Origin of the sequence: Streptomyces hygroscopicus subsp. hygroscopicus (genome assembly GCF_030269125.1) — a bacterium.
Classification (GTDB): domain Bacteria; phylum Actinomycetota; class Actinomycetes; order Streptomycetales; family Streptomycetaceae; genus Streptomyces; species Streptomyces hygroscopicus_C.
Map to the genome: position 1 here is coordinate 264605 of NZ_BSSM01000006.1, position 26159 is coordinate 290763.

General features: G+C 73.2%; 22 protein-coding genes and 1 pseudogene. 14 read left to right on the plus strand and 9 right to left on the minus strand.

Annotated features, from left to right (window positions below):
- Positions 1–120 precede the first annotated feature (120 nt).
- Positions 121–1158 carry a C40 family peptidase gene (locus QSK45_RS16445; RefSeq protein WP_285557487.1) on the plus strand — a complete coding sequence of 346 codons (1038 nt, stop codon included), beginning with the start codon at positions 121–123 and terminating at the stop codon, positions 1156–1158.
- 75 nt (positions 1159–1233) lie between these two features.
- Here the strand turns inward: QSK45_RS16445 and QSK45_RS16450 are convergent, their stop codons facing one another.
- The 3 genes from QSK45_RS16450 to QSK45_RS16460 are packed head-to-tail and all read right to left on the minus strand — an operon-like array spanning position 1234 to position 4723.
- Positions 1234–2253 (minus strand): VOC family protein, encoded by a 1020-nt coding sequence (locus QSK45_RS16450; protein WP_285557489.1) that lies wholly within the window; start codon positions 2251–2253, stop codon positions 1234–1236.
- Positions 2250–3113, minus strand: a complete 864-nt coding sequence (locus QSK45_RS16455) for an alpha/beta fold hydrolase (protein WP_285557491.1) — start codon at positions 3111–3113, stop codon at positions 2250–2252. Before QSK45_RS16455 ends, QSK45_RS16450 begins: the two co-directional genes overlap by 4 nt.
- An 8-nt stretch (positions 3114–3121) precedes the next feature.
- The gene (locus QSK45_RS16460) at positions 3122–4723 is read right to left on the minus strand and encodes a bifunctional 3-(3-hydroxy-phenyl)propionate/3-hydroxycinnamic acid hydroxylase (RefSeq protein WP_285557493.1); all 1602 of its coding nucleotides are present in this window, start codon (positions 4721–4723) and stop codon (positions 3122–3124) included.
- Between the two features lie 125 nt (positions 4724–4848).
- Between QSK45_RS16460 and QSK45_RS16465 the strand changes: the two genes are divergently transcribed.
- Positions 4849–5481, plus strand: a complete 633-nt coding sequence (locus QSK45_RS16465) for a TetR/AcrR family transcriptional regulator (protein ID WP_285557495.1) — start codon at positions 4849–4851, stop codon at positions 5479–5481.
- A 755-nt stretch (positions 5482–6236) separates the two neighbouring features.
- Here QSK45_RS16465 and QSK45_RS16470 read toward each other — a convergent pair.
- Entirely contained in the window at positions 6237–7751 is a 1515-nt protein-coding gene (locus tag QSK45_RS16470) for a DUF1254 domain-containing protein (RefSeq protein ID WP_285557497.1), read from the minus strand.
- 401 nt (positions 7752–8152) lie between these two features.
- Between QSK45_RS16470 and QSK45_RS16475 the strand changes: the two genes are divergently transcribed.
- Positions 8153–8716 carry a fasciclin domain-containing protein gene (locus QSK45_RS16475; protein ID WP_285557499.1) on the plus strand — a complete coding sequence of 188 codons (564 nt, stop codon included), beginning with the start codon at positions 8153–8155 and terminating at the stop codon, positions 8714–8716.
- Between the two features lie 112 nt (positions 8717–8828).
- Here QSK45_RS16475 and QSK45_RS16480 read toward each other — a convergent pair whose 3' ends face one another.
- A complete protein-coding gene (locus QSK45_RS16480; protein ID WP_285557501.1) occupies positions 8829–10295 on the minus strand; it encodes an extracellular catalytic domain type 1 short-chain-length polyhydroxyalkanoate depolymerase in 1467 nt (488 codons plus the stop codon).
- A 284-nt stretch (positions 10296–10579) separates the two neighbouring features.
- On the opposite strand from QSK45_RS16480, the gene QSK45_RS16485 reads away from it, so the two are divergent.
- From QSK45_RS16485 to QSK45_RS16505, 5 genes and pseudogenes are all read left to right on the plus strand, one after another.
- On the plus strand, positions 10580–11407 hold the full coding sequence (locus QSK45_RS16485; protein WP_285557503.1) for a 3-hydroxybutyrate dehydrogenase: 828 nt from the start codon (positions 10580–10582) through the stop codon (positions 11405–11407).
- A gap of 165 nt (positions 11408–11572) precedes the next feature.
- Entirely contained in the window at positions 11573–11830 is a 258-nt protein-coding gene (locus tag QSK45_RS16490) for a helix-turn-helix domain-containing protein (protein WP_490993577.1), read from the plus strand.
- Between the two features lie 57 nt (positions 11831–11887).
- Positions 11888–12133, plus strand: a complete 246-nt coding sequence (locus tag QSK45_RS16495) for a DUF5133 domain-containing protein (protein WP_285557505.1) — start codon at positions 11888–11890, stop codon at positions 12131–12133.
- A gap of 71 nt (positions 12134–12204) precedes the next feature.
- Entirely contained in the window at positions 12205–13050 is an 846-nt protein-coding gene (locus tag QSK45_RS16500; RefSeq protein WP_285557507.1) for a restriction endonuclease, read from the plus strand.
- 129 nt (positions 13051–13179) lie between these two features.
- Positions 13180–13365, plus strand: a pseudogene (locus tag QSK45_RS16505) (IS701 family transposase); the annotation flags it as partial.
- On the opposite strand, the gene QSK45_RS16510 reads toward QSK45_RS16505, so the two are convergent.
- Complete coding sequence (locus QSK45_RS16510) at positions 13341–13784, minus strand: nuclear transport factor 2 family protein (protein WP_285557508.1); 444 nt, start codon at positions 13782–13784, stop codon at positions 13341–13343. The pseudogene QSK45_RS16505 and the gene QSK45_RS16510 sit on opposite strands and share 25 nt — an antisense overlap.
- Before the next feature lie 133 nt (positions 13785–13917).
- Here QSK45_RS16510 and QSK45_RS16515 point away from each other — a divergent pair, with 133 nt between their 5' ends.
- Entirely contained in the window at positions 13918–14520 is a 603-nt protein-coding gene (locus tag QSK45_RS16515) for a TetR/AcrR family transcriptional regulator (protein WP_490993578.1), read from the plus strand.
- Between the two features lie 108 nt (positions 14521–14628).
- On the opposite strand, the gene QSK45_RS16520 is transcribed toward QSK45_RS16515, so the two are convergent.
- From QSK45_RS16520 to QSK45_RS16530, 3 genes are all read right to left on the minus strand, one after another.
- Positions 14629–16938: a S9 family peptidase gene (locus QSK45_RS16520; protein ID WP_285557513.1), complete on the minus strand. Its 2310-nt coding sequence runs from the start codon at positions 16936–16938 to the stop codon at positions 14629–14631.
- Entirely contained in the window at positions 16914–18695 is a 1782-nt protein-coding gene (locus QSK45_RS16525) for an N-acetylglutaminylglutamine amidotransferase (RefSeq protein ID WP_285557515.1), read from the minus strand. Before QSK45_RS16525 ends, QSK45_RS16520 begins: the two co-directional genes overlap by 25 nt.
- Positions 18696–18956: 261 nt before the next feature.
- Complete coding sequence (locus QSK45_RS16530; RefSeq protein WP_285557517.1) at positions 18957–20108, minus strand: carboxylate-amine ligase; 1152 nt, start codon at positions 20106–20108, stop codon at positions 18957–18959.
- Between the two features lie 954 nt (positions 20109–21062).
- On the opposite strand from QSK45_RS16530, the gene QSK45_RS16535 reads away from it, so the two are divergent.
- The 5 genes from QSK45_RS16535 (at position 21063) to QSK45_RS16555 (ending at position 26142) form a co-directional block, all read left to right on the plus strand.
- Complete coding sequence (locus tag QSK45_RS16535) at positions 21063–22241, plus strand: cellulose-binding domain-containing protein (RefSeq protein WP_285557519.1); 1179 nt, start codon at positions 21063–21065, stop codon at positions 22239–22241.
- 280 nt (positions 22242–22521) lie between these two features.
- Positions 22522–23181 (plus strand): DUF4230 domain-containing protein, encoded by a 660-nt coding sequence (locus QSK45_RS16540; RefSeq protein WP_285557520.1) that lies wholly within the window; start codon positions 22522–22524, stop codon positions 23179–23181.
- 379 nt (positions 23182–23560) lie between these two features.
- The gene (locus tag QSK45_RS16545) at positions 23561–24013 is read left to right on the plus strand and encodes a VanZ family protein (protein ID WP_285557521.1); all 453 of its coding nucleotides are present in this window, start codon (positions 23561–23563) and stop codon (positions 24011–24013) included.
- A gap of 115 nt (positions 24014–24128) precedes the next feature.
- Positions 24129–24593, plus strand: a complete 465-nt coding sequence (locus QSK45_RS16550) for a universal stress protein (RefSeq protein ID WP_285557522.1) — start codon at positions 24129–24131, stop codon at positions 24591–24593.
- 346 nt (positions 24594–24939) lie between these two features.
- Positions 24940–26142 carry an NAD(P) transhydrogenase subunit alpha gene (locus QSK45_RS16555; RefSeq protein ID WP_285557524.1) on the plus strand — a complete coding sequence of 401 codons (1203 nt, stop codon included), beginning with the start codon at positions 24940–24942 and terminating at the stop codon, positions 26140–26142.
- Positions 26143–26159 lie beyond the last annotated feature (17 nt).

Here is a 26159-nt window from a genome sequence, read left to right on the forward strand (position 1 = left end):
ACAGTCATTAAGGTCGTGCTCCGACCCCCGCTCTGGTGATCACTCAGAGGGAGTGACGGTGGAGGGGCACCGCCCACCAACGTGTTGGCAGGCGGCTGAAGGCACAAGGAGCTCGCCCCTGTGGCGTCCCATCGTCGAACCAAGCAGCCGAGCCGCACACGCGTCACCGTGCTGACCACCGCGGCCGCCGCTGTCGCCGCGCTCAGCGCGAACGCCGCCCATGCCGCGCCGAGCGAGAAGCCCGGCACGGACGAGGTCAAGGCGAGGGTCGACAAGCTCTACGAGCAGGCGGAGCAGGCCACCGAGAAGTACAACGGGGCCAAGGAGAAGCAGCAGAAGCTGCAGAAGGAGATATCCACGATCCAGGACAGCGTCGCCCGGGGCCAGCAGGAGCTCAACACGCTTCGCGACGGCCTCGGTTCGCTGGCGACCGCCCAGTACCGATCCGGCGGCATCGATTCCTCGGTCCAGCTCTTCCTGTCCTCCGACCCGGACGACTTCCTCGACAAGGCGTCCACGCTCGACCAGTTGAGCAGCCAGCAGGTCGGGGCCCTGAAGAAGATCCAGGAGAAGCAGCGCGAACTCGGCCAGGAGCGGGCGGAGGCCACCGAGAAGCTCGAGGACCTCGCCGCCACCCGCACCGAGCTGGGCAAGAAGAAGAAGGAGGTCCAGGGCAAGCTCGCCGAGGCGCAGAAGCTCCTCAACACACTGACCGCCAAGGAGAAGGCGGCCCTCACCGCCGAGCAGCAGCGCGCCGACCGTTCCTCCGCCGCCCGCGTGGACCTCGGCGACGACACCTCCGCCTCCGGCCGGGCGGGGGCGGCCTTCTCCGCGGCCCGGAGCCAGATCGGCAAGCCCTACGTCTACGGCGCCACCGGTCCCTCCTCCTACGACTGCTCGGGCCTGACCTCCTGGGCCTACGCCCAGGCGGGCGTCTCCATACCGCGCACCTCCGAGGCCCAGGCCAACACCGGCACCCGCCTCACCCGGAGCCAGCTCCAGGTCGGCGATCTGGTCTTCTTCTTCAACGACCTGCACCACGTGGGCCTCTACGCCGGCAACGGCCAGGTCCTCCATGCCCCTCGCACCGGCACGGTCGTCCGGTACGAATCGATGGACACCATCGGCGGACCGTTCATGTTCGGCGTCCGCGTCTGACCGTCGCGACGGTCGCCGCCTCGGCCGGGGCCGGGAGACCGGTGGCTCCCGGCCGCGACGGGTCGGCACGGGGTCTCAGCCCCGGTCGTCGGGAACGCCCGCACCGCTGAGGGCGGCCACGGTCTCCTCCCCGCGGGTGAGGGAGAGGCCGGCGCGGCGGAACTGGGCGAGTTTGCCGGTGATCGTCTGACCGACGGGAGTGTGACCCCAGATGCTGATGCCCTGGTGGGTGCTCGGTTCCCATGTGGTCTCGTCGATGACGACCGGGTTCCAGCCGACCTCCCACTCGAAGCCCGAGGGGGTGCGGGCGTAGTACGAAAGCTCCTTGTCGTTGGTGTGCTGGCCGATGGACAGGGCCATGTCGAAGCCGAGTTCGTGCACGCGCTGGTAGCTCCGGGCGAGGTCGTCGAGGGTGGCGACCTGGATGTTGAGATGCTGGACCCGGGTGCGGACCGGGTCGACCGGCAGGCCCCGGGTGGCGGCGATGGCGATGGAGTGGTGGCGTTCGTTGACGCGCAGGAAGCGGATCTTGAGTCTGAGGCCGCTGATGGTCTCGTCGATGTAGTCGGTCAGGCGGGCGTCGAAGAGGGTGTCGAAGTAACCGCGCAGCCGCGTCGGCCGGGTGGAGGTGATCGCGATGTGCCCCATGCCGGAATCACCCGTGACGAAGCCGGAGGCCGGCATGCGCAGCGGCTCGGCGGACCGGCGCGGGGTCGTGTAGATCTCCTGCGTGATGCGCTTGGGACCGGGGAAGCGCAGGAGGCGTTCGACGCCGCGCAGGGACGCCTCCTCGGCGGCGCCCTCGACGGCGGGAACGCCGTGGGCACGGAGCCGGGCCGCTATCCGCTCGAAGGCGGCGTGGTCGTCGATGTGCCAGCCGGTGGCGACGACGTCCTCGGCGGGGCCGCGCCGGATCAGGAAGCGGCACTCCTGGTCGTCGAGGCGGAAGCGCATCAGGTCGCGGGAGAGGTCGTCGTGGTGCATGCCGATGGCCTCGGCGCCGAAACGGCGCCAGTCGGCGAAGCGGTCGGTCTCGATGACGATGTAGCCGAGGTGGACGGCGCCGAAGACGGAGGCTTTCGCGTACGTGTTCATCGTCGGCCCGCCAGGAAGTCCGCGCACAGGCGGTTGAAGAGTCCGGCGCGTTCGAACTGCACCCAGTGGCCGGTGTTGGCGACCAGGTAGAGGTCGCAGGAGGGCAGGCGGTCGGCCAGCATCCGGCCGCCCGAGGGCCGGTTGACCTTGTCCTCGGCGCCCCACAGGACCAGGGTCGGCACGGGCAGCCGGGACAGGCGCGCGTCGCGGGTGAAGTCCATCCTCCACAGGGCGCGCAGCGACGCGGGACGCCGCAGGGGCGGTGCCGCGACGACCTCCGGGTCGATGCTGTCCCGGTAGCGCGAGTCGATGACGCTCTCCGGTACGTCGGCGGCGTTGAAGACCAGGTACTCGCGGATGAACGTCTCCAGCTTCCGCCGCGAAGGGCCGTCCCCGGTGTAGTAGCCGAGGAGGCTGTTGAGTCCCGGTGTGGGCAGTGCGCGGGTGGTGCCGACGCCGCCCGGCCCCATGAGCACCATGCGGTCGACCCGGTCCGGGGTGTCCAGGGCGAGGCGCAGGGCACAGGCTCCGCCGTAGGAGTTGCCGACGAAGTGCGCCTTGTCCAGGCCGAGTCGGTCCAGCACCCCGCGGATGCCGTCGGCGAGGTGGCCGAAGGGGTCGCAGGGGTCGACCCCCTTGGAGCTGCGGCCGTAGCCCGGCAGGTCGGGCACGATCACCCGGTGCCCCTTGGCCAGTTCCGCGATGTTCCGGGCGTAGTTGGAGACACCGGAGGCGCCGGGACCGCCGCCGTGCAGCAACAGCACGGGCGGCCCCTCACCGGCCTCGGCGACGAAGATCTTCTTGCCTGCGATGTCGAGCAGGGACTCCCGCATGGCGGGAAGCTCGGTGTGCGTGGTCATGGTGGTCCTCACGAGGTGATGGAGGTGGTCTCGCGCGGTGCGGGGGCGAAGCCGGCGGGGGGCGGCGGGAGTCGCGCGCCGGCGGCCGCGGCCGCGTAGACGTACGCGTCCGGGCGCAGGGCGAGGGTGGTGACGCCGCGCCGGGTCATCCAGGGCAGCAGGACGCCGTCGCTGTCGACGAGCGTGCCCTCGGCCGGGCGGGAGCCGGCCGGCGTGATGGTGAGCGCGGGGACGTCCAGGCACGCCCACGTCGGCTGGGGTACCGGCGGTCCCCCGTGCAGGAGCAGCCACCGGCTCCCCAGCGCGTCGTCCAGGCGGACCCGGACTCCGTCGGGTCCGGTGACCCAGGGCTGCGGTATCTGGTGGCCGGACGCCTTGGTGCGCGGGCGGGCCTGGAAGCCGTCGGCGTAGCGGGCCTCGGGGATCCAGTGGGAGTCCTGGAGCCGCCCGCCGAGTCCCGGCAGGCGGTTCAGGACGGGCAGCACACGGTCGCGGACCCGGGTGACCGCCGAGCGCCGCTCGGTGATGACCCGCCCCACGCGCACGGCGCGTCTGGTGACTTCCCTGACGTGCGGCTTGCGCTCGGCCTCGTAGGAGTCGAGGACCGCCTCCGGCAGTTCGCCGCGCAGGACCGCGTCCAGCTTCCAGCACAGGTTGGCGGCGTCCCGGACCCCGGCGGCCATGCCCTGCCCGATCCACGGCGGCATGGCGTGGGCGGCGTCCCCGGCGAGGAAGACCCGGCCGACCCGGAAGCGGGCGGCGAAGCGGACGTGGTGGCTGTAGACGGTGGCGCGCAGGACCTCGATCTGGTCGCGTCCGATGCCGTAACGGGCCACCAGGGCGTAGACCGCGTCGTCGGTGGTCAGGTACGCCTCGTCGTCGCCCGGCAGGATCGGGAACTCCCAGCGGTGATGGCCGAGCGGCGTCGGGCAGTCGACCGCCGGGCGGGCCGGGTCGCACCGGAAGCGCAGTCGGTCGTGGTCCGGCCAGGGCCTGAGCATCTTCGTGTCGATGACCACCCAGCGGTCCTCGTACGTCCGCCCCTCGTACCCCACGTTCAGTTGGGCGCGGGTGAGGCTGGAGCCGCCGTCGGCCGCGACGACGTAGGCCGCGCGCAGACGGCGCACGGAATCGTCGGCGGTGCCGACGACGGTGAGTTCCACGCCGGCGGCGTCCTGCCGCAGCCGCAGACACTCGTGCCGCAGCAGCACCTCCACGTTCGGATAGCGGTCCGTGCCCTCGCGCAGCACCTTCTCCAGCGCCGGCTGGTAGATGAACATCTGCGGCGGATGGCCGTGTCCGCGGGGGACGGGGCGGGCGCTGACGAAGGTCCGGCCCCTGGCGTCCACGAAGTCCAGCGGCCGCTCGGGCAGCATGTCCGGCTTCAGCCGCTCGGCCAGACCGGCGCGCTGCCAGATCCGTACGACCTCCTCGTCCGTGGAGATCGCCCGAGCCCGGGAGAACACCTCGGCGTCGCGCTCCAGCACGACGACCCTCAGCCCCCTCGCGCCCAGCAGGTTCGCCACGGTCACCCCCGTCGGCCCGTAGCCGATCACCGCCACGTCGTACGCACTGTCGTCGGCTCGGCCTCTGGCACTGACACCGCTCACCGGGTCACCTCGCTGTCGTCCCTGATCGACTCGTTGCTGTAGTGCTCGTTCCAATTGGAACAGCCGCTACGGTAAGCTGGTCCCCAGAGACGGTCAAGGGCCGGTACGACAGGAAGGGCACCCTCATGACGAGGCCGCAGACGGCTCGCAAGAAGCGCGCGAACGGGGTGGAGTCGCGGCAGCGGATCCTCGACGCCGCGGTGGAGATCGCGGGCGAGCGCGGGTACGAGGGAACCTCGATCGCGGCGGTCAGCGCCAAGTGCGGCCTGCCCGCGAGTTCGATCTACTGGCACTTCAAGGACAAGGACGACCTGATCGCCGCGGTCATCGAGCGCAGCTTCGAGACCTGGCTCGCGGCCGTCGAACTGCCGGGAGAAGAGGCGGGCACGCCCCTGGAGCGGGTCACGGCCATGGCCTCGAACGTGGCGAAGTCGCTGGTGGACGCGCCCGACTTCCTGCGCCTCGGCCTCATGCTCGCCCTGGAGCGGCGGCCGGCGGAGCCCCGGGGCCGGACCGTCTTCCTCCACGTTCGTGACATCGCGAGTCAGAAGGTCGCCGAAGTCGTCCGGACCCTGCTTCCCGACCTCGACGAGGACGCCGTGCGCACCCTGACCACCTACGCCGTCGCCGGCGCCGACGGCCTGTTCGTGCAGCGGGAGATCAACGGCGACGGCGTCGACCTGGTGGCGATGTTCGAGCTGCACGCGCAGCTGGTCCACGAGGCCGCCACCCGTATGGCCGCGAGGAAGAGAGGATGACCCTGCCGGGCGGTGGTGCGCGAAGGCCGCCGTCCGTCTCCCGCGGGAGGCCGGCCGCCACGCGGCACCGGTCGAGCCGGTCTCGGCGCGGCGGCCCGGACTCGATCCGGCCGACGCCTACGCCATGCCGTGTCGCGTCGTCGTCCCAGCGTCCGTGAGTCGTCCCGCGTCCGTCACCATCCCGGTCGGGCACGATGCCGGCCCGGCCTCGGCCACGACGCGGCGGCTCCCCGGTGCCGGCGAACCGGGCTTCGGCCATCGGCGCCGGGGCCCCGGCCGCACGGTGACCGGCGTCCCCGCGGTCACCGAGGCGGTCTCCCCGGCGCCGGAGATCTCCGGCGCCGGACCGCGCCCCGCGGATCACCCGGTCGGCACCGCCGGTCGGTCGGCAGCCGGTGGACGCCGATGGAGTACGACCACGGCCCGGCCGCCGTCGCCACCGAACTCCTCGCCGACGGCGAGCGGATGCGCCCCCGCAGCCGCGCCGAGGCCCCGGGCCACCCGGCCGCCGCAGTGGAGGGCTCGCCAACACCCCGGGCGCCCAAGGCACTTGTCCCGAACCCGGCCGGCCGGCCCTTGCCCGGCGCCATGACCACCGCGCGCCCCCCGTCGTCACCCCGGAGCCATCCCCGAGAGCGTCAGCAGGCCACCGCATGCCCGCCGCGCCCCGCCCGGCTGGATCCCCGAGGCGGTCCCCTCCCGGCATCCGGACCGATCCGACGGACCGTCGCCCGGTCCGCCGATGTGCCGGGACGTCAGGCGACGCGGGTCAGCGGGGGGCACTCCCAGGCCCCGTCGATCACCTCCGGGTGAGGCCGGTACATGCGCAGAGCCACGAACCAGGTGCCCTCCTTCGCGGTGGGCAGCCAGTTGGCTTCCCTGCCCTGTTCCGGCGGCTCACTCTGCAGGTGGATCGTCAGCCCGCCGTCCCCGTCCCACTCCAGACCGGCGCTGCGGTCGCCCACCGCGTAGCGGTCCTCCGGGTTGGGGATGAGGTTCATGTCCTCCCCGTAGGCGGTCATCGACCAGAAGGCGTCGACCGGCGGCAGCGCGTCCCCGGGGAAGCGCAGTTCGTACCGGCCCTCGGAGGTCAGCTTCCTGCCGTCCGCGTCGTCGAAGTTGAGCAGGTAGACCGCTTCGGCGGGGTCGTTGGCGGCGACACCGAGCAGCGACTGGTCGGCGGCGCGTTTGAGGAAGTCGTCGCCGAAGCGTCCCATCTGCGGGGGAGGGTAACGCCAGCCGTTGACGAGGTGGGCCCAGTCGCCGCTGAGGAGCTGCTGTCTGAACAGGGGAACGCCGACGGCGGCGGCCCGGGACAGGCTTCGTCTGACCGCCTCCGGCTGGGCCTCGACGTCGAGGCCGGGGCCTATGCCGATCTGCGCGAACTGCTGGAGGAGAACGCGGTGGTGGGACGGTGGAGGGTTCTCGGCCAGCATCGCGTTCAAGGTCTTCCACGGCCCCAGGGGGTCCTCCTGCGCCGGGACGGGTGTCAGGACGTCACGGCTTTCCGGAACCTGCGCGTCCGGCTTGCCGAACAGGCTCAGCGGGGTGAGCCGGTACCGCTCCTGGAGTTCCCGGACGCGTGGCACGTCGTCCGGACCGCTCACGAGCGTGCGGCCGAGGACGAGGACCCAGGGGCTCGGGGCCTTCTTCAGGCGTCGCACCTCGGCGGGAAGTTTTCCCTTCCACTCCGGTCCGACGAGGGCGAAGTCGCCCGCGCCCCGACCCGTGGTGCGCTGACCGACGTAGTCGAAGTTGTCGGAGGTGATCCCCACCAGTTCGAAGGAGAAGTAGCGCTCACCCATGTCCGGGTGGGAGAGGATGACCGGCTCGGCCGTGAGGTTCACCCAGGCAACGGAATACAGGGTGTCATTGTTGGGGCACCCGCCGTCGCGGTACGTGGCGTCCAGCAAACGCTCGGCGTGCCAGAAATGGTTGACGGCCGCGTACGGCACCGTGGCGGGGTTCCGCGGCTGCGTCACCCAGTCGTACCTCAGCTGGGCGTTGTAGATGTACGGGAACCCGTAGACGAACGCCTGCTCACCGAGCGTGTAGGCGTACTCGCCGCGCCAGTCGTCGACGCGGCCGGTCAGGAGCGGCTTCACCGCCTGACCCAGCGCCGGCGCGATGTCCGGCAGATGGCGTGCGCGATCGAGCGTGGCCCTCGGGTGCAGGGCCGCGTGCCCCGCGGCCCGTGCCACCGTGACGGCCGCGCCGGCCACGCCTTCGGGGATCCGCCGCCAGGCAGGGCTCTGTGATGGTTCGGACATATCGGCACCACTTCGCTCAACAGCATCGAGGGCGGGTTCTTCGAACCCCGCCGGTGGTCCCTCCCCCGCACCATCCTCCCCCGTGTCGCCGGTCGACGCAGCCGGGGAGTCCGCTCCGCCCCGGCCACGGCGGCACGGAGAACACGACGCCGGCGGCCCGGGAGCCGGGCGTTGTCCACGACACCCTGGCCTGCCGGTCCCAACTGCCCGTCCCTCCACGGCACGGGCCCTTCGAGATGCGGTCGACGGCGCCCGCTGGATACGCTCGCTGAGTGGCCGGGGGACGACGGCCCAGGGCCGTGGCGCGACAGCCGCCCCACTCCCCCGGCGGACTTCCGCAGTCCCAACCTCTGCACTGTTCACACCTCCACGGGAGGAAGGTCGCGATGAGGTTCACCCGCATGCGCACAGCAAAGGCCACCGCGACGGTTCTGCTCGCCGTCCCGCTCGCCCTCGGAGGTCTGACAGCGCAGAGCCACGCGCAAGGCGCGTCCCCCAGCCCGTCGGGGACGTTCGGTCCCGGCTGTGCGGCGCTCTCCCAGAAGGCCGACACGGCCAAGGACAAGGTCATGGAGGCCGCGGCCGCGTACCCGCAGCTCAGTCAGCTGGTCTCGGCCACGGTCCGGGCAAGGCTGAACGACGACCTCGACGGGAAGTCCGACATCACCGTCTTCGTTCCCAACAACCAGGCGTTCAAGAACGTCACCACGTCACAGCTCACCTCGCTCCTCCAGAACCAGGGGCAGCTGAAGAAGGTGCTGACATACCACGTCGTGGACAAGCGGATCACCCCCGACCAACTGGCCAACGGCTCCTTCACGACGGTGGAGGGCGGCAAACTGACCACGTCGGGCTCGGGCACCTCCTTCAAGGTCGACGGCAAGGCGAACATCGTCTGCGGCAACATCAAGGCCGCGAACGCCACCATCTACGTCATCGACACCGTTCTCCAGCCCCCGTCCTGACGCCTGGGACACCGCGCGGCCCCGGGCCGCCGTGTACGACGGGAACCGCGTACGCGGCGGCCCGGGAACCCTTCGTGACGGTCACCGCGACCGCGGTTCGCCGTCCGCGGGTTCAGCAGCCGGAGTCGGCGAGGACGAAGTAGCCCGGGGAGGTCTCCTTCAGGGTGTGGGTGATGGCGACGTTGTACAGACCCATGGCCTGGTTCGAGCCGTCGGCGTAGGTGTAACCGCCGCTCTGGTGCGCGCGGCCGGCCTGGACCTGGTTGTAGTTGTTGTCGGTGTAGCACTGGGGCGCGGAACCCGTCGTCGTCGCCGTGACCGGCGCGGACGACGCGCCGACGGCGCCCGAGGAGTCGACCGCGGCGACGGTGTAGTGGTAGGCGGTACCGGCGGACAGGCCGGTGTCGGTGTACGCGGTGCTCGTCGTGGAGCCGGTCTTCGTGCCGTCGCGGTAGACCACGTAGGAGGCGGCGCCGCTGACGGGGCTCCACGACAACGAGGCGCCGGTGTCGGTCGTGCCGGTCACCGTGAGACCGGACGGCGCGGGCAGCGACCCGGTGCCGCCCTGGCCGGCACCGCCGTCCAGCCCCCAGAACTTCGCGGTGTAGTAACTGGAGCAGATGTAGTCGAGGTAGTAGGCCCCCGTGCCGCCGCACTGGTCGGCGCCGGAACCGGGGTGCACGGCGAGGCCGTGGGTCATGCCGGAGATCGAGAACAACGCGACCGCGGGCCTGCCGGCGCCGTCGTCGTAGAGGCTCTCGGTGGTGCCCCCGGGCAGGCTCTGGGTACTGGAGGCCGTCTGGCCGATGCCCCAGACGTCGGTCCACTGGTCGCGCAGCTCCGTGCCGTTGACCGGGGTGACGGTGGTGTCGGAGGTGCCCTGCCAGATGGCGACCCGCGGCCAGGTACCCGAGTAACCCGGGTAGGAGTTGCGGACCTTGTCGCCCCACTGCCTCGGGGTGAGGTTCTGGTTGCTGTTCTGGCAGCCGGAGGCGGCGGTCAGGGTGGTGGCGCACTGCGCGGGGATGCCGGAGTCCACGGCGCCGCCCGCGAACACGTCCGGGTAGTCGGCGAGCAGGTCCGCGGTCATGCCGCCGCCCGCGGACAGGCCGGTGACGTAGACGCGGCCGCGGTCCGAGCCGTACTGCGCCACGGCGGTGGCGACCATCTGCCGGATCGAGGCGGCCTCGCCCTTGTCCCGGGTGTCCTTGGTCGAGTCGAACCAACTGAAGCAGGACAGGCTGTTGTTGGCCGTACTGGTCTGGGGGTAGACGACGGCGAAGCCCCACTGGTCGGCGAACTTCTGCCAGCCCGAGTGCGCGTGGTAGTCGCTCGCGGACTGGGTGCACCCGTGCAGGGCCACGACCAGGGGGGCGTTCGCGGGCAGGTTGGACGGCGCGTACTCGTACATCGCCAGGTTGCCGGGGTTGGAGCCGAAGTTCGTGACCTGCTGGAGGGTGCCTGCGGCGGCCGCGCTCGTGGCGAGGGGGGTGACGGCGGTGAGGCCCGCGGCGCACAGGGCCAGTACGGCGGCCTGTGCGGTGCGCCGGAAGAATCCGCGCCAGGGGCTGTGAGACATGGGGCGCCTCCGATGGGTGGTGGGGAGGAAGCGGAACGTACGACCGGCCGCGCCGCCGCGCCATGTGAGGGGCAGCCAGGGCCGCGGTGTCCGGCGTGGCGTACCCAGCCATGGTGTCGGCGGGGGTGCTGTGAGACGTGCGGGGGCGGGCACGCCGGCGCACGTGGGCGGGACCCGGCGTCCTCCCGCCGTCGGCGCATGGTGGCGACGCCCATCCCGGCCTTCGGAAATATGTCGGCAGGCCACGTGTCTCCCCCCGGACTTCCTGCCTACCGTGATCGGCCATGGACAGGACCAAGAGCTCCGCCGAGGGCTCGCCCCAGCATCCCGCACCCGGTGCCGCCGCCGCGGCAGGACTGGCCTCCACCCGGTTCCTCACCGGCCGCAAGGCGCTGGTCACCGGTGCGGCCAGCGGGATCGGCCGGGCCTGCGCCGAGGGCTTCGCCGCGGCCGGCGCCGAGGTCTACGTGGTGGACCGGGCCGCCGAAGCCGCCAAGGAGGTGGCCGGGGCGATCGGCGGCACAGCGATCGTCGCCGACCTCTCCGAGGCCGAGGCCGTCGACGCGCTGCCGGACGACGCCGACATCGTGGTCAACAACGCGGGCCTGCAACACGTCGCGCCGGTGCACGAGTTCCCTCCGGAGCGCTTCACGCTGATCCAGCGGGTCATGGTGGAGGCGCCGTTCCGCATCCTGCGCCGCACCCTGCCGCACATGTACGCGGGGGCGTGGGGCCGGGTGGTGAACATCTCCTCGGTGCACGGCCTGCGGGCCAGCCCCTACAAGTCGGCGTACGTCACGGCGAAGCACGCGCTGGAGGGGCTGAGCAAGGTGGTCGCCCTGGAGGGCGCGGCGCACGGCGTGACCAGCAACTGCCTCAACCCCGGGTACGTCCGCACACCGCTGGTGGAGAAGCAGATCGCCGCCCAGGCACTCGCCCACGGCATCCCGGCGGCGGACGTGATGGACCAGGTGTTCCTGGAACGCACCGCGATCAAGCGGCTGATCGAACCGGCCGAGGTCGCCGAGGCGGCCCTGTGGCTGTGCACCGACCGCAGCGCCGGTCTGACCGGCATCTCGATCCCCCTGGACGGCGGCTGGACCGCGCACTGACGCCCCGTCACCCGTCGTTCGTGCGACGGCGGGTGACCGCCCCGGCGGCCGGGCGGCGACACGCCCTCGCCGTCCGGCGTCTTCCCGTCGCCGGACGGCGCTCGGACGCATGGACGGCGGCGACGCGGGCAACCGGTGATCACGTCTCGCGAGAGGGAGATCACCGTGCACAAGGGGAAATGGATAACCGGCGGCGCGCGCGAGGAGCTGGCCGAAGCCTTCGCCAGGGAGTACCGGGAGGGGCGATCGATCCGTGCCCTGGCCGAGGCGCACGGCCGGTCGTACGGGTTCGTGCACCGCCTGCTCACCGAAGCGGGCGTACCCCTGCGGCCCCGGGGAGGCGATGTGCGCACACCGTCCACGGCGTCGGGAGCCGTGCATACGGTGCCGGAGCGGGGGCAGACGGCATGCCGGAGAGAGTAGATCTCCTTTCCGTTCCGGGCCGAGCCGACGGCCCGTCACCTCAGGGAGGACGTCGCCGTGTCGCTGCCCGCGGAGAAGGAACTGCGTACGGTACTGGCCCGGTTCGCCGATGCCCGCTTCCGCCATGACCTGCTGCCCACCGGTCAGTCGAGCCGGGAGCTGGAGGAGACCTCCCGCGCGCTGTGCGTGATGACCGGCGCCCGGACGGTGGAAGAGGCGCTCGCCACGGCCGACGCCCTCCTGGAACAGCTGCGGGCGAACCGCCGTGCGGTCACCGGGTCGTCCCGGGCCCTGGCCGCCTGAAGCCGGGGAGCCGCCGGCGATCTCGGGCACGTGCGTCTTCGCTCCTCGTTCCCCGCCCGAAAGAGAGCCAGATGACCATACCGGTGCGCCCTCTGCGGCGCGTGCGCCGAGAGCGGCGGTTCGATCTGCGGACGACCACATGGTTCTTCGTCCTGCTCGCGATCGCCCTCTGCCTCCTCGCGCTCGTGGTGCGCCTCGCGGCGGGTGTCGCCGAGCGTCGTCCGCTGTGGGCCGCCGTCCTGGCCGTGCTCGGCGTCGCCGGGGGCCTGCTCTGGCGGCCGGGTCGTGGCGGCCTGAACGCCGGGAGATGCGCCCGGCGGGCCGCCCGCGCTCTGGAGGAGGGAGCCGAGGCGGCGTCCGGCAGTCTCCACCCCGCCGCGGCCGGCGAGACCGCGGTACCGGACACCGGACGCGACGAGGAGTGTCCTCGCCCGGACGACGAGCCGCCGGCCGTGACCGCCGCGCCGGACGGGGACGGCGGGGAGCCCACGGCTGTGCTCGGACTCCCGGACGCCTACGCGGGGTTGGACCCCGAAGGATTCGAGCGGGCCGTCGCCGGCCTGTGCCTCCGGGAGGGCTGCCGCGAGGTCGAGGTGGTGGGGGGAGCCGGCGATCTGGGGGCGGACGTCGTCGCGGTCACCGCGGAGGGGCTGCGCGTGGTCATCCAGTGCAAGCAGTACGGCGACAGCCACAAGGTGGGCTCACAGGACCTCCAGCGCTTCGGCGGCACCTGTTTCACCATCCACGAGGCCGATGTCGCGGCGCTCGTCACCACCGGCGAGTTCACGGCACCCGCGCTCGACTACGCGCGGCAGTGCGGCATCGTCTGCGTGGACGGCGCCGAACTGGAGGCATGGCGCCGGGGCACGGGCCCGAGCCCCTGGCATCCGCGCTCGTACTCCAGCGGTAGATCGTGATCCCGCTTGCGGGGGCTGGGGCGGACATGGGTGCGGCCAGCGTCGATCACCGGTGTGTGAAGACAAACGATCGTACGGTGGCCACAGGTCACAGCGCAGACCCTGCCCCGGCAGGGGTCGTTCGACGCCTTGACGGGGCGCATCGCAGGCCGGTTCGCCCGGCTTGAACCCCGTCGTCGGATACGGCGGTTGGTGCTGGGACTGCTCTCGGATCCGCCCCGGAAGAACTGCCGGACCCTCGCGGAGTGGGCTGGGGAGGCGACCCAGGACGGCATGCAGCACCTGCTAAGTCACCCTTGCTGGTCCATCGCGGCGAGCAACTGGCTCGCGCGTCCATCCGCCGCGGCGAAGGCAAGGTGGTCGTGGTAGTCGCGGGTCTCGATGATCAGGCCGTCCCTCACGCGGAGGACCTGGACGTTGGCGGTGCGGAAGGTACGACCAGTGGCGGGGTACAGGCCCTCGTAATCGAACTCGGCGATCACCACTTCGGGGTCGTCGGTCTCGTGGATGCGGATGTTCTCGGTACGTAGGCGAACCGCGTCAGAGGCCTCCAGGGCGTCGAAGCGCTTACGTAGCTCCGCCCGGCCGTGGATGCGGCGTGGAGGAACTGGCGAGAAGACGATCTCCACCTCGGCGTCCTCCGCGTAGAGCTCGGGGAGTTCGCTCCACCTGCCCGCCGAGATGAGACCCGTCAATCGCCCGAAGATCTCGCGGGGCGTAGCTGGTGCAGACATGGCTGACCTCCGTGATCCCGCCACCTATAATCGGATAGGCGACTCCGGTTCCGACGATACGGATACACGACTCCGCTTGTCCAGGCATGGTGAGGACCACTTGACGACAGATCAGACTTCCCCCGCCACAGGCGTGAAGCCCTTGCGTGCCGACGCACGGCGAAACCGCGCGCGGCTGCTGGAGGTCGCCGAGGCGGTCTTCACCGAGCGAGGTACGGGTGCCTCGACGGAGGAGATCGCCCGGGAGGCGAAGGTCGGCATTGCCACCGTGTTCCGACATTTCCCCACCAAGGAAGCCCTGCTCGAAGCGGTGCTCGTCCGGCGATTGGAACGGCTGGCCGAGGAGGGGCGCCGCCTGATGGTCGAGACCGGGCCGACGTACGCCCTCTTCGCGTTCTTCGACCTGGTACTGGATCAGTCCCCGGTCAAGAATGCCTTCGCTGCGGCGCTCGCGGACGCGGGAGTCGATGTGCGGGCCGCTACCTCTGAGGCCGGGCGAGCCCTGCGCGAGGTGCTCACCGCGCTCCTCGACGGCGCCCAGCGGGCTGGTGTGGTGCGACGGGACCTGGAGGTACCGGAGTTGACGGCGATCCTGGTGGGCACCTGCCGCATGCTGGAACACCTGGACGGCCACCCGGAGTCCGCGAAGCGCGCCCGAGCGGTCGTCCGAGACGGGCTGAAGGCGTGCACCGGGAGCCCGGAAGGGCCCTTGCCTCAAGGACCTGCCCACTCCTGAAGGAGGAACGGGCAGCCTATGGTCCGGACGGTCTGAAACCGTCAGGCTCACGATCTACCGCTGGAGTACCAGCCGGACGAGGGCCGGCGCCGAGCACGCCCCGACCGGTCAGCCGCCCAGGTGCCGTTGCAGCCAGTCGGCCGCGGCGCGGCGGAAGAGCCGGCGGTTGTCGGCACGGAGGAACTCGTGTCCCTCCTCGCGCAGGGTGAGGAGTTCGGCGTCGACGCCGCGCTCGCGTGCCGCCCGTACGAACTGCTCCGACTCCCCCGGCGGCACATTGGTGTCGTGCTCCCCGTGCACGGCGAACACCGGTGCCCGCAGCGCGTCGATGCGGGTCATCGGCGACAGCGCCCGCAGCAGTTCGCGGTCGTGTTCGGGATGGCCGTACTTGTGGGCCGCCGACTGCGCGATCCAGGGTTCGGTGCCCTCGAAGAACGTCGCCAGGTCCGACATGCCGCACACCGCGACGCCGGTGCGGAAGAGGTCCGGGTGCCAGACCAGGGAGGCGAAGGTGAGATAGCCGCCGTACGAACGGCCCATCACCGCCAGCCGGGACGGATCGGCCGGGCCGGCCAGTACCGCGTGGGCGGTGCAGTCCGCCACGTCGTCGAGGGCGGCGAACCGGCCCCTGCCCAGGTCCGCGTCGACGAACGACCGGCCGTATCCGGAGGAGCCGCGCACGTCGGGCGCGAAGATGTCCAGCCCGCGCCCGAGGATCTCGTGGTACAGCGGGTTGAGGACCGGGCGCTCCTGGTCCTCGGGACCACCGTGCAGGTAGATGACGCAGGGCGCCGGTTCGCCGGGATCGCGCCCCGGCGCGCGGTAGTACCAGCCGTTCAGCGGCAGCCCGTCCCGGGCGGTGGGCCGCAGGGGTACCGGTCGCACGGGCGGCCGGCCCGGGGGAACGGCGTCCTCGTCCCGGGAGGACCACCGGGTGCGCACCGGGGTCGCGCCGTCGGGCAGCCACCAGATGCCGGGGCGGCGGCGGGACCCCGACAGGGCCAGCGCCAGCCGGTGGCCGGCGTCCGTGACGCGGGTGACCACTTCGTGGGGCAGGGGCACCTGCCGGTACGGGCCGGCCTCCGCCCCCGGCCAGGCGGACGGGTCCATGTCCAGGACCTCGACCTCGCTCATGCCCTGGACGTTCCAGGCGAGCACGGCGGTACCGCCGTCGCGGGCGCAGCGCAGCAGCTCCAGCTCGCTGCCCTCGCGCGCGGCACCGGTCGACCAGCCGAGCGGCCGCCCGTCCGGGTCGAGTTCGGCGGTGAGGAGGACGGCGAACTCCCGGTGGGCGTTGCTGCGCAGCCAGAGGGCGTCCGCGCGGGGTGAGAAGCTGCCGATCCACGGGTCCCCGTCGGCCACCGGCATCACACAGGTCGTCACATGGTCCGCGGTGCGCAGCACGACCGCCTCGCGCCGGCCGCGGGGTCCCCGGCGCAGCAGGGCGAGCGCCCCGTCGCGGCTGAGGTCGCACACGCGCAGCGTCGCCGCGTCCCTCACGGCGGCGACCAGGACGGGGGCGGCGGCGCCGTCGGGGTCGACGAGGTACGCCGACAGTCCGTCGCCGAAGCCGGTCGCCTGCGAGGGCCGTCTGCCGCCCGGGACGCCGATCGCCCTCGCGCCGACCGTGACGGCGGCGGGTGACGGCAGCGCCGGGCCGGGGTCCGTGTGGGGAGGCGGGCCGAGCAGTTCCGTCTCGCCCGCGCGGCCCTGCCAGTGATCCGGCAGGCGGCCGTCGGCCGGGGCGGGGCCGGGGCCGGGGCCGTACGGGCCTGCCCCGGCGTCCGGGGCCGAGGCGGCGGAGGAGCCGGTGGGGACCGCGACGGTGACCGCGACCGCCGACCCGTCGTGCGCCCAGCAGCCCAGGTGGGCGGAGCTGCCCGGCTCGGCCCCAGCCAGGATGTGCCGGTCGCCGCCGTCGGGGCGGACGCACAGCACCCGGGTGTGCTCACCCCCGCCGGGAGCCGTGGTGTAGGCGATCCAGCGGCCGTCGGGCGACCAGGACACCTCCCGCACGGGGTCCGGCCCGTCGTCGAGCAGCCGTACGGCGTCGCCGTCGACGGTGCCCGTCCAGAGCTGGGGCACCCCGCCCCGGTCGCAGATGAAGGCGAGCCGGGTGCCGGCCGGGTCGGCCGAGGGGTACCAGCAGCCGTGCGCGATGAGCCGCGTCGTCGCCTCGCGCGGGCCCGAGGCGTTCGGCAGCGGGACGGGGGCGGGCGCGGCGAAGGCGGGGGCACGGCCGTCGGGGGCGGGCGGAGGCGCCTCGGCGGTCCCGCCGGGGCCCTCCGGGTGCGTCGGGTGGGTCGGGTGCGTCCCCTCCGCGTGCACGGTGGAGGGCCGTTCGGCACGGTCCGCGCCGGCGTCGGGGACGCGTTCCGCGACGGGCTCCCCGGTCAGATTCCGTGCGTCTGCAGCCATATCTCCAGCAAAGCCACTTGCCACAGCGCGTTCGCTCCGCGCTTGGTGCGGTGTCGGTCGGGGGCCGCCAGGAGTTCGGCGACGTACGCGTCCCGGAAGACGCCGCGTCGCTTCGCCTCCGGGGCGTTCAGCGCCTCGCGCACCCTTTCCAGGACGGGTCCGGCCATGTGGGTGATCGCCGGGACCGGGAAGTACCCCTTGGGACGGTCCACCACCTCGCGGGGCAGCAGTTTGCGCCCGGCCTCCTTCAGGACGCCCTTGCCGCCGTCGGCCAGCTTCAGCTCCGGCGGGCACGCGGCCGCCAGCTCCACCAGCTCGTGGTCCAGGAACGGCACCCGGGCCTCCAGGCCCCAGCCCATGGTCATGTTGTCGACCCGCTTGACCGGGTCGTCCACCAGCATGACATGGGTGTCGAGGCGCAGGGCGGCGTCGAGCGCCGTCTCGGCCCCCGGCACCGCCATGTGCTCGCGGACGAACCGGCCGGAGACGTCGTCCCGCGGCAGCACGTCCGGCCGCAGGATCGTGGCGAGGTCGGCGTGCGGCCGGTCGAAGTAGGTCTCGGCGTACCTCTCCGGTTCCTCCTCGCGGGCCGCGTCGGCCAGGCGCGGGTACCAGTGGTAGCCGGCGAAGACCTCGTCGGCGCCCTGTCCGCACTGGACGACCTTGACGTTCCGGGAGACCTGCTCGGACAGCAGGTGGAAGGCGACCACGTCGTGGCTCGTCATGGGCTCGCTCATCGCCGCGACCGCCGCGTCCAGCGCCGTCGACACGCGCCGCGAGGGAACCAGCAGCCGATGGTGATCGGTGGCGAACTCCCGGGACACCAGGTCGGAGTACCGGAACTCGTCCCCCTCCTCACCGGCCTCCGACTCGAAGCCCACGCTGAAGGTCGCCAGGTCCCGCTGTCCCTCGTCGGCCAGCAGGGCCACGATCAGACTGGAGTCCAGTCCCCCGGACAGCAGGACCCCGACCGGCACATCGGCGACCATGCGCCGCTGCACGGCGGTGCGCAGCGCCTCCAGCACCGCGTCCCGCCACTCGGCGGGGCCCATGCCGGCGTGCTCGGGGCGGCGCGTGTACGACGGCTGCCAGTAGCGGTGCTCCCGGAAGGTGCCGTCCGGCTCCACGACCCGCACGGTGGCCGGCGGGAGTTTGCGCACCCCCGCCAGCACGGTCCGGGGCGCGGCCACGGTCGCGTGCCAGCTGAGGTACTGGTGCAGGGCGGCCGGGTCCAGCGAGGTGTCGACGCCGCCGGCCGCGAGCAGGGCGGGCAGCGTGGAGGCGAAGCGCAGCCGCCCGGGGGTCCGCGCCAGGTAGAGGGGCTTGATGCCGAGCCGGTCCCGGGCCAGGATCAGCCGGCCGGTCCGGTGCTCGACGAGGGCGAACGCGAACATGCCGTGGAAGCGGTCGACACAGGCGGTGCCCCACTGCCGGTACGCCGCGAGGACGACCTCGGTGTCGGAGGTGGACGCGAACCGGTGGCCGAGGGCCGTCAGTTCCGCCCGCAGTTCCCTGTAGTTGTAGACGCACCCGTTGAAGACGCCGGTGACCTCCTGCGCGGTGTCGGTCAGGGGCTGGGCCCCGCGCGCGGAGAGGTCGATGATCTTCAGACGCCGGTGGCCCAGCGCCACGGCGTCCCGCGACCAGACGCCCCGGCCGTCCGGGCCGCGGGCGGCGAGGCGGTCGGTCATCCGCTCGACGGCCGCCAGGTCGGGCCGCGTGCCGTCGAAGCGCATCTCCCCGCTCAGGCCGCACATCGGGGACCACCTCCCCACCGCGGGTACGGGGCTCGCGGGTCGCGCGGATCATGCGGGGCGCGCGGCGGCGAGGTCCGCGCTGGGGCGCCCCGCGACGCACGCGAGATCCGCGGTGGGACGCCCTCCGACGTGTGGCCGGGACTGGTCGACACGGGGATGCCTCTCCTTCGCGACGGGAGTCTGTACTGGTTTTCGAGTCGGGCAGAGATCCTCTTGTGCGCCTCCGCGGCCGGTTGCCGTCGTCCGCGAGGGCCCGGAAGGCTACGCGGCGGCCTGGCCCGGGGAGGCGACCCGGCGGGCGGGGGCGGGACTCCGTGGGCGCGGGTGGTCCTCGCCCCGGGTCTCCGCGATCGCCAGGTCCGTACCGGCCAGCAGGTCGTCGTGGTGGGCCGTGCGGCGGATGCGGTGGGCGGCGCTGCCGGCCGCGAGGGCCCGTTCGGCGAGGCCCATGACCGTACGCCAGTCCCCGGCGGCCTCGAGCGCCGGGCGCACCCGCCCCAGCAGGTCCCGGACGACCTGGGCCGCGGGTGCCTCGCGCCGGGTGCCGGGGTCGATCAGGGCTCCTTCGAGGCCCGAACGCGCGGCACGCCAGGCGGCGGCGCGCAGCCACTCGTGCCGACCAGGGCAGGCGGGGACGTCCGTCGTCTCCAGCCGCTCGCGGGCCTCGGTCACCAGGGCGCGGAAGAGGCCGGCGATCAGCACGACCGTCTCCGCGCGGGGACAGGCGTCGCAGATGCGCAGTTCGAGGGTCCGCTGGTGGGCCGAGGGCCGGATGTCGTAGTAGATCATCCCGGCGTCGCTGATGACGCCGGAGTCGAGCAGACACCGTACGACCGCGTCGTACGCGGCGGCGTCGGCGAAGCATCCCGGCGGGCCCGCGGTGGGCCAGCGCTGCCACACCATGGTCCGCCAGCTGGCGTAGCCGGTGTCGGCGCCCTGCCAGAAGGGGGAGCTGGCGGACAGGGCCAGCAGCACGTGCAGCCACGGGGAGACCTCGCACATGACCCGTACGGCCAGGTCCCGGTCGGGGACGTCGACGTGCACGTGGGTTCCGCAGATCAGCTGCTCGTCCGCGACCATGCGGTACTCGTCGACCATGCGGCGGTAGCGGCGCCCGGGGGTGGGGCGGGTGTCCGCGGCGCGGGCCAGCGGCACGGTACCGGCGGCCACCACGGCCAGCCCGTGCGCGCTCGCCGCCCGGTCGAGCCGGCGCCTCGCGCCGGTCACATCGCCGTACAGGTCCGCGAGGGACCCGTGCACACCACTGTTCGTCTCGACGACCGCCTGTTGCAACTCGGTCGTGAAGGCGGGCTCGGGGAGCCCCTCCAGCACCGTTTGGGCTCGCGGCGCGAGCCGGCCGGTCTCCACCTCGACGATGTGGAATTCCTCTTCCACTCCGATGCGAACGGTCACGCGCACTCCTAGGTGAGGGCGAACGCCGACTGCCTCGCCCGGGAACCGCCGCCCCGTCGGCCCACCGCGGGCGAACTGTGCACCTCCGACTTCCCACCAGGCCCCTCGTTAACCAACCGCCGCCGAGAACCACCGCGGAGAGGGGGTCGCGACGGACGAACCCGGCCCGGAGCGCCTCTGCCGCCCGGCGCCCACATGGACCACCTTCACCCCTCGACCGCGCTTTCGCGAGCCGGTGCCCGGTCCGCCGAGGTCATCTCGGCTCGGCTCACGCGCCCGGCGGCCCGGGTCCCGGGGCCACCGCCGGCGCTCCGCGGCCGGGTCCGCCTCGGCGGGGCTCCGCGCCCGCGTCCGCCTCGGCGCCGTCGCCCCCGGCAGCCGCCGTGCCGTTCGCCTCGCCGGCGCCGCACGGCACGGCGGCGCCGGCGAGCACGCCGACGGCGGTCCCGGTCCCGGGGAGCGTCGCCGACCCGGCCGTACGACCGCGGGGACGGTGACCCTGCCCCGCCGGAGCGTGGTTCTCGCCGCGGCGGGTGCGCCGAGCACGGGAGTTGGCCGCGGGCGCGGCGCCGCGCGGCCCCGGCGGACGGCGCCGCGCCCGCGTCCCCGGCCACGTCACCGTCCCGCCCGGGGAGGCGGACGGCCGGGCGCGGGCCCGGAAGCGGCCGACCGACGTGGCCACCGCACGTCGCGGCAGTGGCGGACGAAGCGTCCACGCGGGGACGCCGTCCTCGGCGACACCGGCCGCGCTGCGAGGTCCGCGACCGGCCCCGCGCGAACCACGGACCGGCCGGCCCTTCCCGCGGACCGCGGGCCACCGGCACCCGCCCGCACCCCGTGGCCCACCGCGCGAACCGGGTCCGGCGCATTGACAGCGTGCGGTCCTGGTGGCTGTCATTGTGGGAGCGCTCCCATACTTCGGCCGGTACTCCTCCCCCGCGTCTCGGAGGCAACATGCGCACCCTTGTCACACGATTACGGCACCGACCCCGGGCCGTGGCGGTCCTGGCGGCCTTCTCGGCCGTCGGGCTGCTGCTGGCCGCCTTCGTCTCGGCACCCCCCAGCAGCGCCGCGGACTCCGGCTGCCGGGTCGACTACACGGTCAACCAGTGGTCCGGTGGCTACACCGCCGCGATCAAGGTCACCAACCTCGGCCCGGCACTCACCAGTTGGCGTCTGACCTGGACGTACGGCGGCGACCAGAAGGTGACTTCGGCCTGGAACGCCACCGTTTCCCAGAGCGGCGCCGCCGTCACCGCCACGGACGCCGGATGGAACGGCAGCCTGGCGACGGGCGGCTCCGCCGACTTCGGCGTCCAGGGGACCTACCAGTCCTCGAACCCCACCCCGACCGACTTCGCGGTCGACGGCGTGTCCTGCGGCGGCACGACGCCGACCGATCCGGGAACCCCGACCAGCCCGCCGCCGACGACCCCTCCGTCCGGCGGTGACTGCGGCGGCGCGGTGCTCTGCTCCGGGTTCGAGGACCAGACCGGTCCCACGCCCTCCGGCGCCTGGCAGTTCGCGGCACCCGACTGCCAGGGCACCGGTACGGTCACGGTCGACACCTCCGTCGCGCACAGCGGCGGCAGGTCGATGAGGGTGGACGGCAAGGGCGGTTACTGCAACCACGCCTTCCTCGCCACGACAGCCGACCTGTCGTCGGTGGGCCCCCTGTACCTCCGGATGTGGGTACGGCACACCACCGCGCTCCCCGCCGGGCATGTCGCCTTCGTCTCCATGCCCGACAGCTCCCAGGGCGGCAAGGCGCTGCGCGTCGGCGGCCAGAACGGCGCCCTGCAGTGGAACCGGGAGATCGACGACGCCACCCTGCCCGCCCAGAGCCCGGCCGGCGTGGCCCAGAGCATGCCGCTGCCGACCGGAAGCTGGCAGTGCCTGCGCTTCATGATCGACACGTCGAACGGCGACCTCGACACGTGGCTGGGCGACCAGCAGGTACCCGGCCTGCACGCGGACGGCGTACCCACCGCGGACATCGACCAGCAGTGGCTGTCCCGCACCACGGCGCCCCGCCCCACCGGCCTGCGCCTCGGCTGGGAGAGCTACGGCGGCGGTGACGACACCCTGTGGTTCGACGACGTGGCCGTCGGCTCCTCGCCGATCGGCTGCTGATCAGCCGATCGGCGAAAGGCGGCACCGGCGCGGCACCCGTGCCGCCTGCGGTGTCCCGCCCGGACACCGCAGGCGGCACGGTGTCCGGGCGGGCACCTCCGGCGAACCGCACCCGCCGGGAAGACGCCGTCCGCACAGGCGCGTGCCGAGGCGCGCCGGACCCCGAGCCGAACCGGACCGTCCCGGCCGCCCGCGCCTCGCCAGGACGGTTGAGGCGCCAACTCACGTGTCTGATAGCGGGTTTGGGGGGCATCCGGACAGCAGGAAGGAGGGCTGCCGGATGACGACTCCGCTCGGGCGCCCGCCCAGCCGCATGACCGGCTGGGCGAAGGGCCTGACCGCCTCCGTCATGGTGCTCGCGCCGCTGTTCGCCGGGATCGGGCCGGCCGTGCTCCGGGGCGTCAGGGACCTGCCCGGCGCGCGAAGGCACGACCGCTCGGGTCCCGCTCTCCTGAAGTCCGTCAGGGACATGAGCCGTTACGCCGCGGCCTCGGGCGACTTCCAGGTCGTCGACCTGGAGAAGGACGCCGAGTACCTGCCGGACGCCGTGCGCGGCACCCGCACCCCGTACGTCGGCGCCGGCACCGTGGACGCCTGCGTGGACCTCGGCGAGGTCGACGACGAGGACGTGACGGTGGACGAGGACCGTACGTCGGCCGCGCTGCCGCTCCCGCGCGCACGACCGGGCGAGCCGGCCCCGGACGCCGACCACTCCTGTGCCGTCTCCGAGCAGTGCGGACTGCTCGACCGGCTGGACGACCTGTTCTCGGACGGCCCCGGCAGCGAGCACGCCGTGCGGAAGCTCGCCGTGTCCCCCGTCGGCGAGGCCGTCAGGGGCAGCGCACTGACCGCACGGGCCGAGACCGGCACCACGGACATGCCGGAGGATCTGCCGCGCTCGCTCGGCTTCCAGGAGGTCCACGTCTCCTGCGGGTCCTGACGCGACGCGGCCCCCGCCCGCACCGCCGCGCCCGGCATCCCGCCGGCTCCCTGGTGGCCGCCCCGCCCCGCGGGGCCGTTGACGACTGGAGGACCGAATGGCTCGCCCCGCTCGACACCTGCGCGCAGGCCGCTCTCGCCCGACGAGTCGCCTTGCCCGGTTCAGCCGCGGGGGCCGGAGCGGGACAGGAGCGGGCTGCCGCGAGGGCGGCGCGAGCGCCCCGCGGGCCAAGGCGCGCGGAAGCCTCTCGAAGGCGCGGGCACGATGGGGCGGCGGCCCCTTCCGGCGCGCGGAGGGGGCCAAGGCGGGCGACGCCCCCGCGTCCGCCGGGGCGAAGCCCGCCGGGGAGGCGACGCCGGCCCCCGCTCGCCGCCGGCACGTGCTTCCGCTGCCGGTCCGGGTGCTGGCGACGCTGTGCGCCTTCGTCCTCATGGTGGCCTTCGCCGTCGCACTGGCCAGGATCACCTTGGAGCCGTCCCCGGCTTCGGCCTCCCTGGCGCACGGCAACCTGCGTCCCGGCCGCTCCCTCAAGGCCTATCTGGACCAGCCCCAACTGCGGGAGGCCGTCAGGCAGATCGGTGGCAACATCCTGCTGGGCGTGCCGTTCGGCGTACTGCTGCCGGTGCTCGCGCCGGGGGCCCGCGGGATCTGGCGGGTCCTGCTGACGACCGCGACCGTGATGCTGCTGGTGGAGACGGTCCAGGGCACCCTGGTCACCGGGCGGGCCTTCGACGTGGACGACGTCATCCTCAACACGTCCGGCGCGCTGGTCGGTTACCTGCTGATGGGCCGCAGGCTGGGGCGCGTGCACGATCGCCGCGAGGGCGCCTGACCCGGGCGTCCCACGGGCCGGGCGATGAGGACCACCGTCCGGTGAAGTGGCGGCGGCCCCCGGTCACGGAGATGGTGGAGCGAGGTGACGTCTACGACCAGGCGGGAACGACGTGATGAACAACGAGGCTGCACCCCCGGCGCGCATCGTGGTGGGCGTCGATGGCTCCGAGCAGTCGAAAGCGGCTCTCCGCTGGGCGGTGAACCAGGCGAAGCTGGTCGGCGGCGCCGTCGACGCGGTCCTCGCCTGGGACCTCCCGACGCCCTGGCACGGACTCGTCCCGCCCACGCGGAAGGAGACGGGTGACTACGAGGAGCACATGCGCGAGGTCCTGGACGGAGCGATCGACGAGGCCCTCGGGCCGGGGCCGGGACGGCCGGTCGCGCTCCGCACCACCTCGGTCCACGGGCATCCGGCCGCCGTGCTGCTCGATGCCGCCGCTGGAGCCGACCTCCTGGTCGTGGGCAACCGGGGGCGCGGCGAGTTCCGCGGGACGCTGCTGGGCTCGGTCGGCATGCACTGCGTGCAGCACGCTCCCTGCCCCGTCGTCGTGATCCGGGGCTCGGACCGGGAAACCTGAGAAAGGCCCGTACGCCTCGGCGTCCCCCGGTGGGCCCGGCCTGCTGCGACCCGGTCGCCGGTTCCCGGACGGGGGACCGCGTCCCGCGTCCGCCGCACGAGGTGCGCCCGGTGGGCCGTGGTGCGAGGCTTGCGTGGACGCGCGGTTTCGTCGTCCGCGGCCCGGCGGGCCGATCCGCGTCCTGGCCGGCAGGTTCGCGACGGTGCGCGGTGGGGGCGGGTCCAGCGGGCGGACAGAGGCGCCTGGTCGCTTCCCTCCCCGTCGTCCCGGACGGGGAACGACCGGGCCGCCGTGCCCGGCACGAGTGTCCGTGCCCTGGAACACACGAGACGGTGAAGAAGGCTCTATGAGCGTCCTTCGAGGAGCGATCACGGCGGGGGTTCTGAAGGAGTCCACGGCGGGTGAGAACCGGGTGGCCATGACACCCGAGGGCCTGCGCCGGCTGACGTCGCGCGGGATCGAGGTGCTCGTGGAGTCGGGTGCCGGAGAGCGCGCCTGGTATCCGGACGCGGCGTACAAGGAGGCCGGAGCGCGCGTCTCCTCGCGCGACGAGGTCGTCCGCGGCTCCGATGCCCTGCTGGCCGTGGGACCTCCCCCGGACGACCTCGTCGGGCGGTTGCGCGAGGGCCAGTTCGTGCTGGCGCTGCTCCAGGCCCGTACGTCACCGCGGCTCGTCGGGCGCCTGCGGGAGGCGGGCGCGGTGGCGATCGGCCTCGACCTGCTCCCCCGCACGCTGAGCAGCGCCCAGTCGATGGACGCACTGACGTCACAGGCCAACGTCGCGGGATACAAGTCGGTGCTGGTCGCCGCGGACGTCTTCTCCGGGTACCTGCCGATGCTGATGACCGCGGCCGGCACCGTACCGCCCGCGAAGGTCCTCGTCCTGGGGACGGGCGTCGCCGGGCTCCAGGCGATCGGGACCGCCCACCGGCTCGGCGCGCGGGTGTCGGCGTACGACGTCCGCCCGGCGGCCAGGCCCGAGGCGGAGTCTTTGGGGGCGGTCTTCCTCGACCTGGGCACACCGTCAGGTGAGGGCGAAGGGGGCTACGCCCGCGAGCTGTCGGCAGAGGAGCAGCAGGCGCAGCGCGCGTCGCTGCGCGACCACATCGGCGAACACGACATCGTCATCACCACGGCTCAGGTTCCCGGTCACAGGCCGCCCCTGCTCGTGAGCGCCGACTCAGTGGCCGCCATGCGGCCAGGCTCGGTGGTCGTGGACCTCGGCGCGAGCGCGCTGGGCGGGAACGTCGAGGGCTCCGAGCCGGGCAGATCGGTCGTCACGGACAACGGCGTCACCGTCATCGGGGCGCCGGACCTGCCGTCGCGGGTGCCCCGTGCGGCGTCCGCCGCGTACGCGCGCAACGTGTCGGACCTGCTGCTGCACTTCGTCCGGGACGGGCGCCTGCGCGTCGATCCGGACGACGCCATCGATGCCGCGGTGGTCGTCACCGGCCTGCCGCCGGTCGCGCCGCCGGCCCCCGCGGGTGGCACGAGGGACGCGGCGCCGACCACGGGCGGCCCCGCGGCGAACCGGGAGACACGGCCATGAGCGAGCGGGGAGTACGA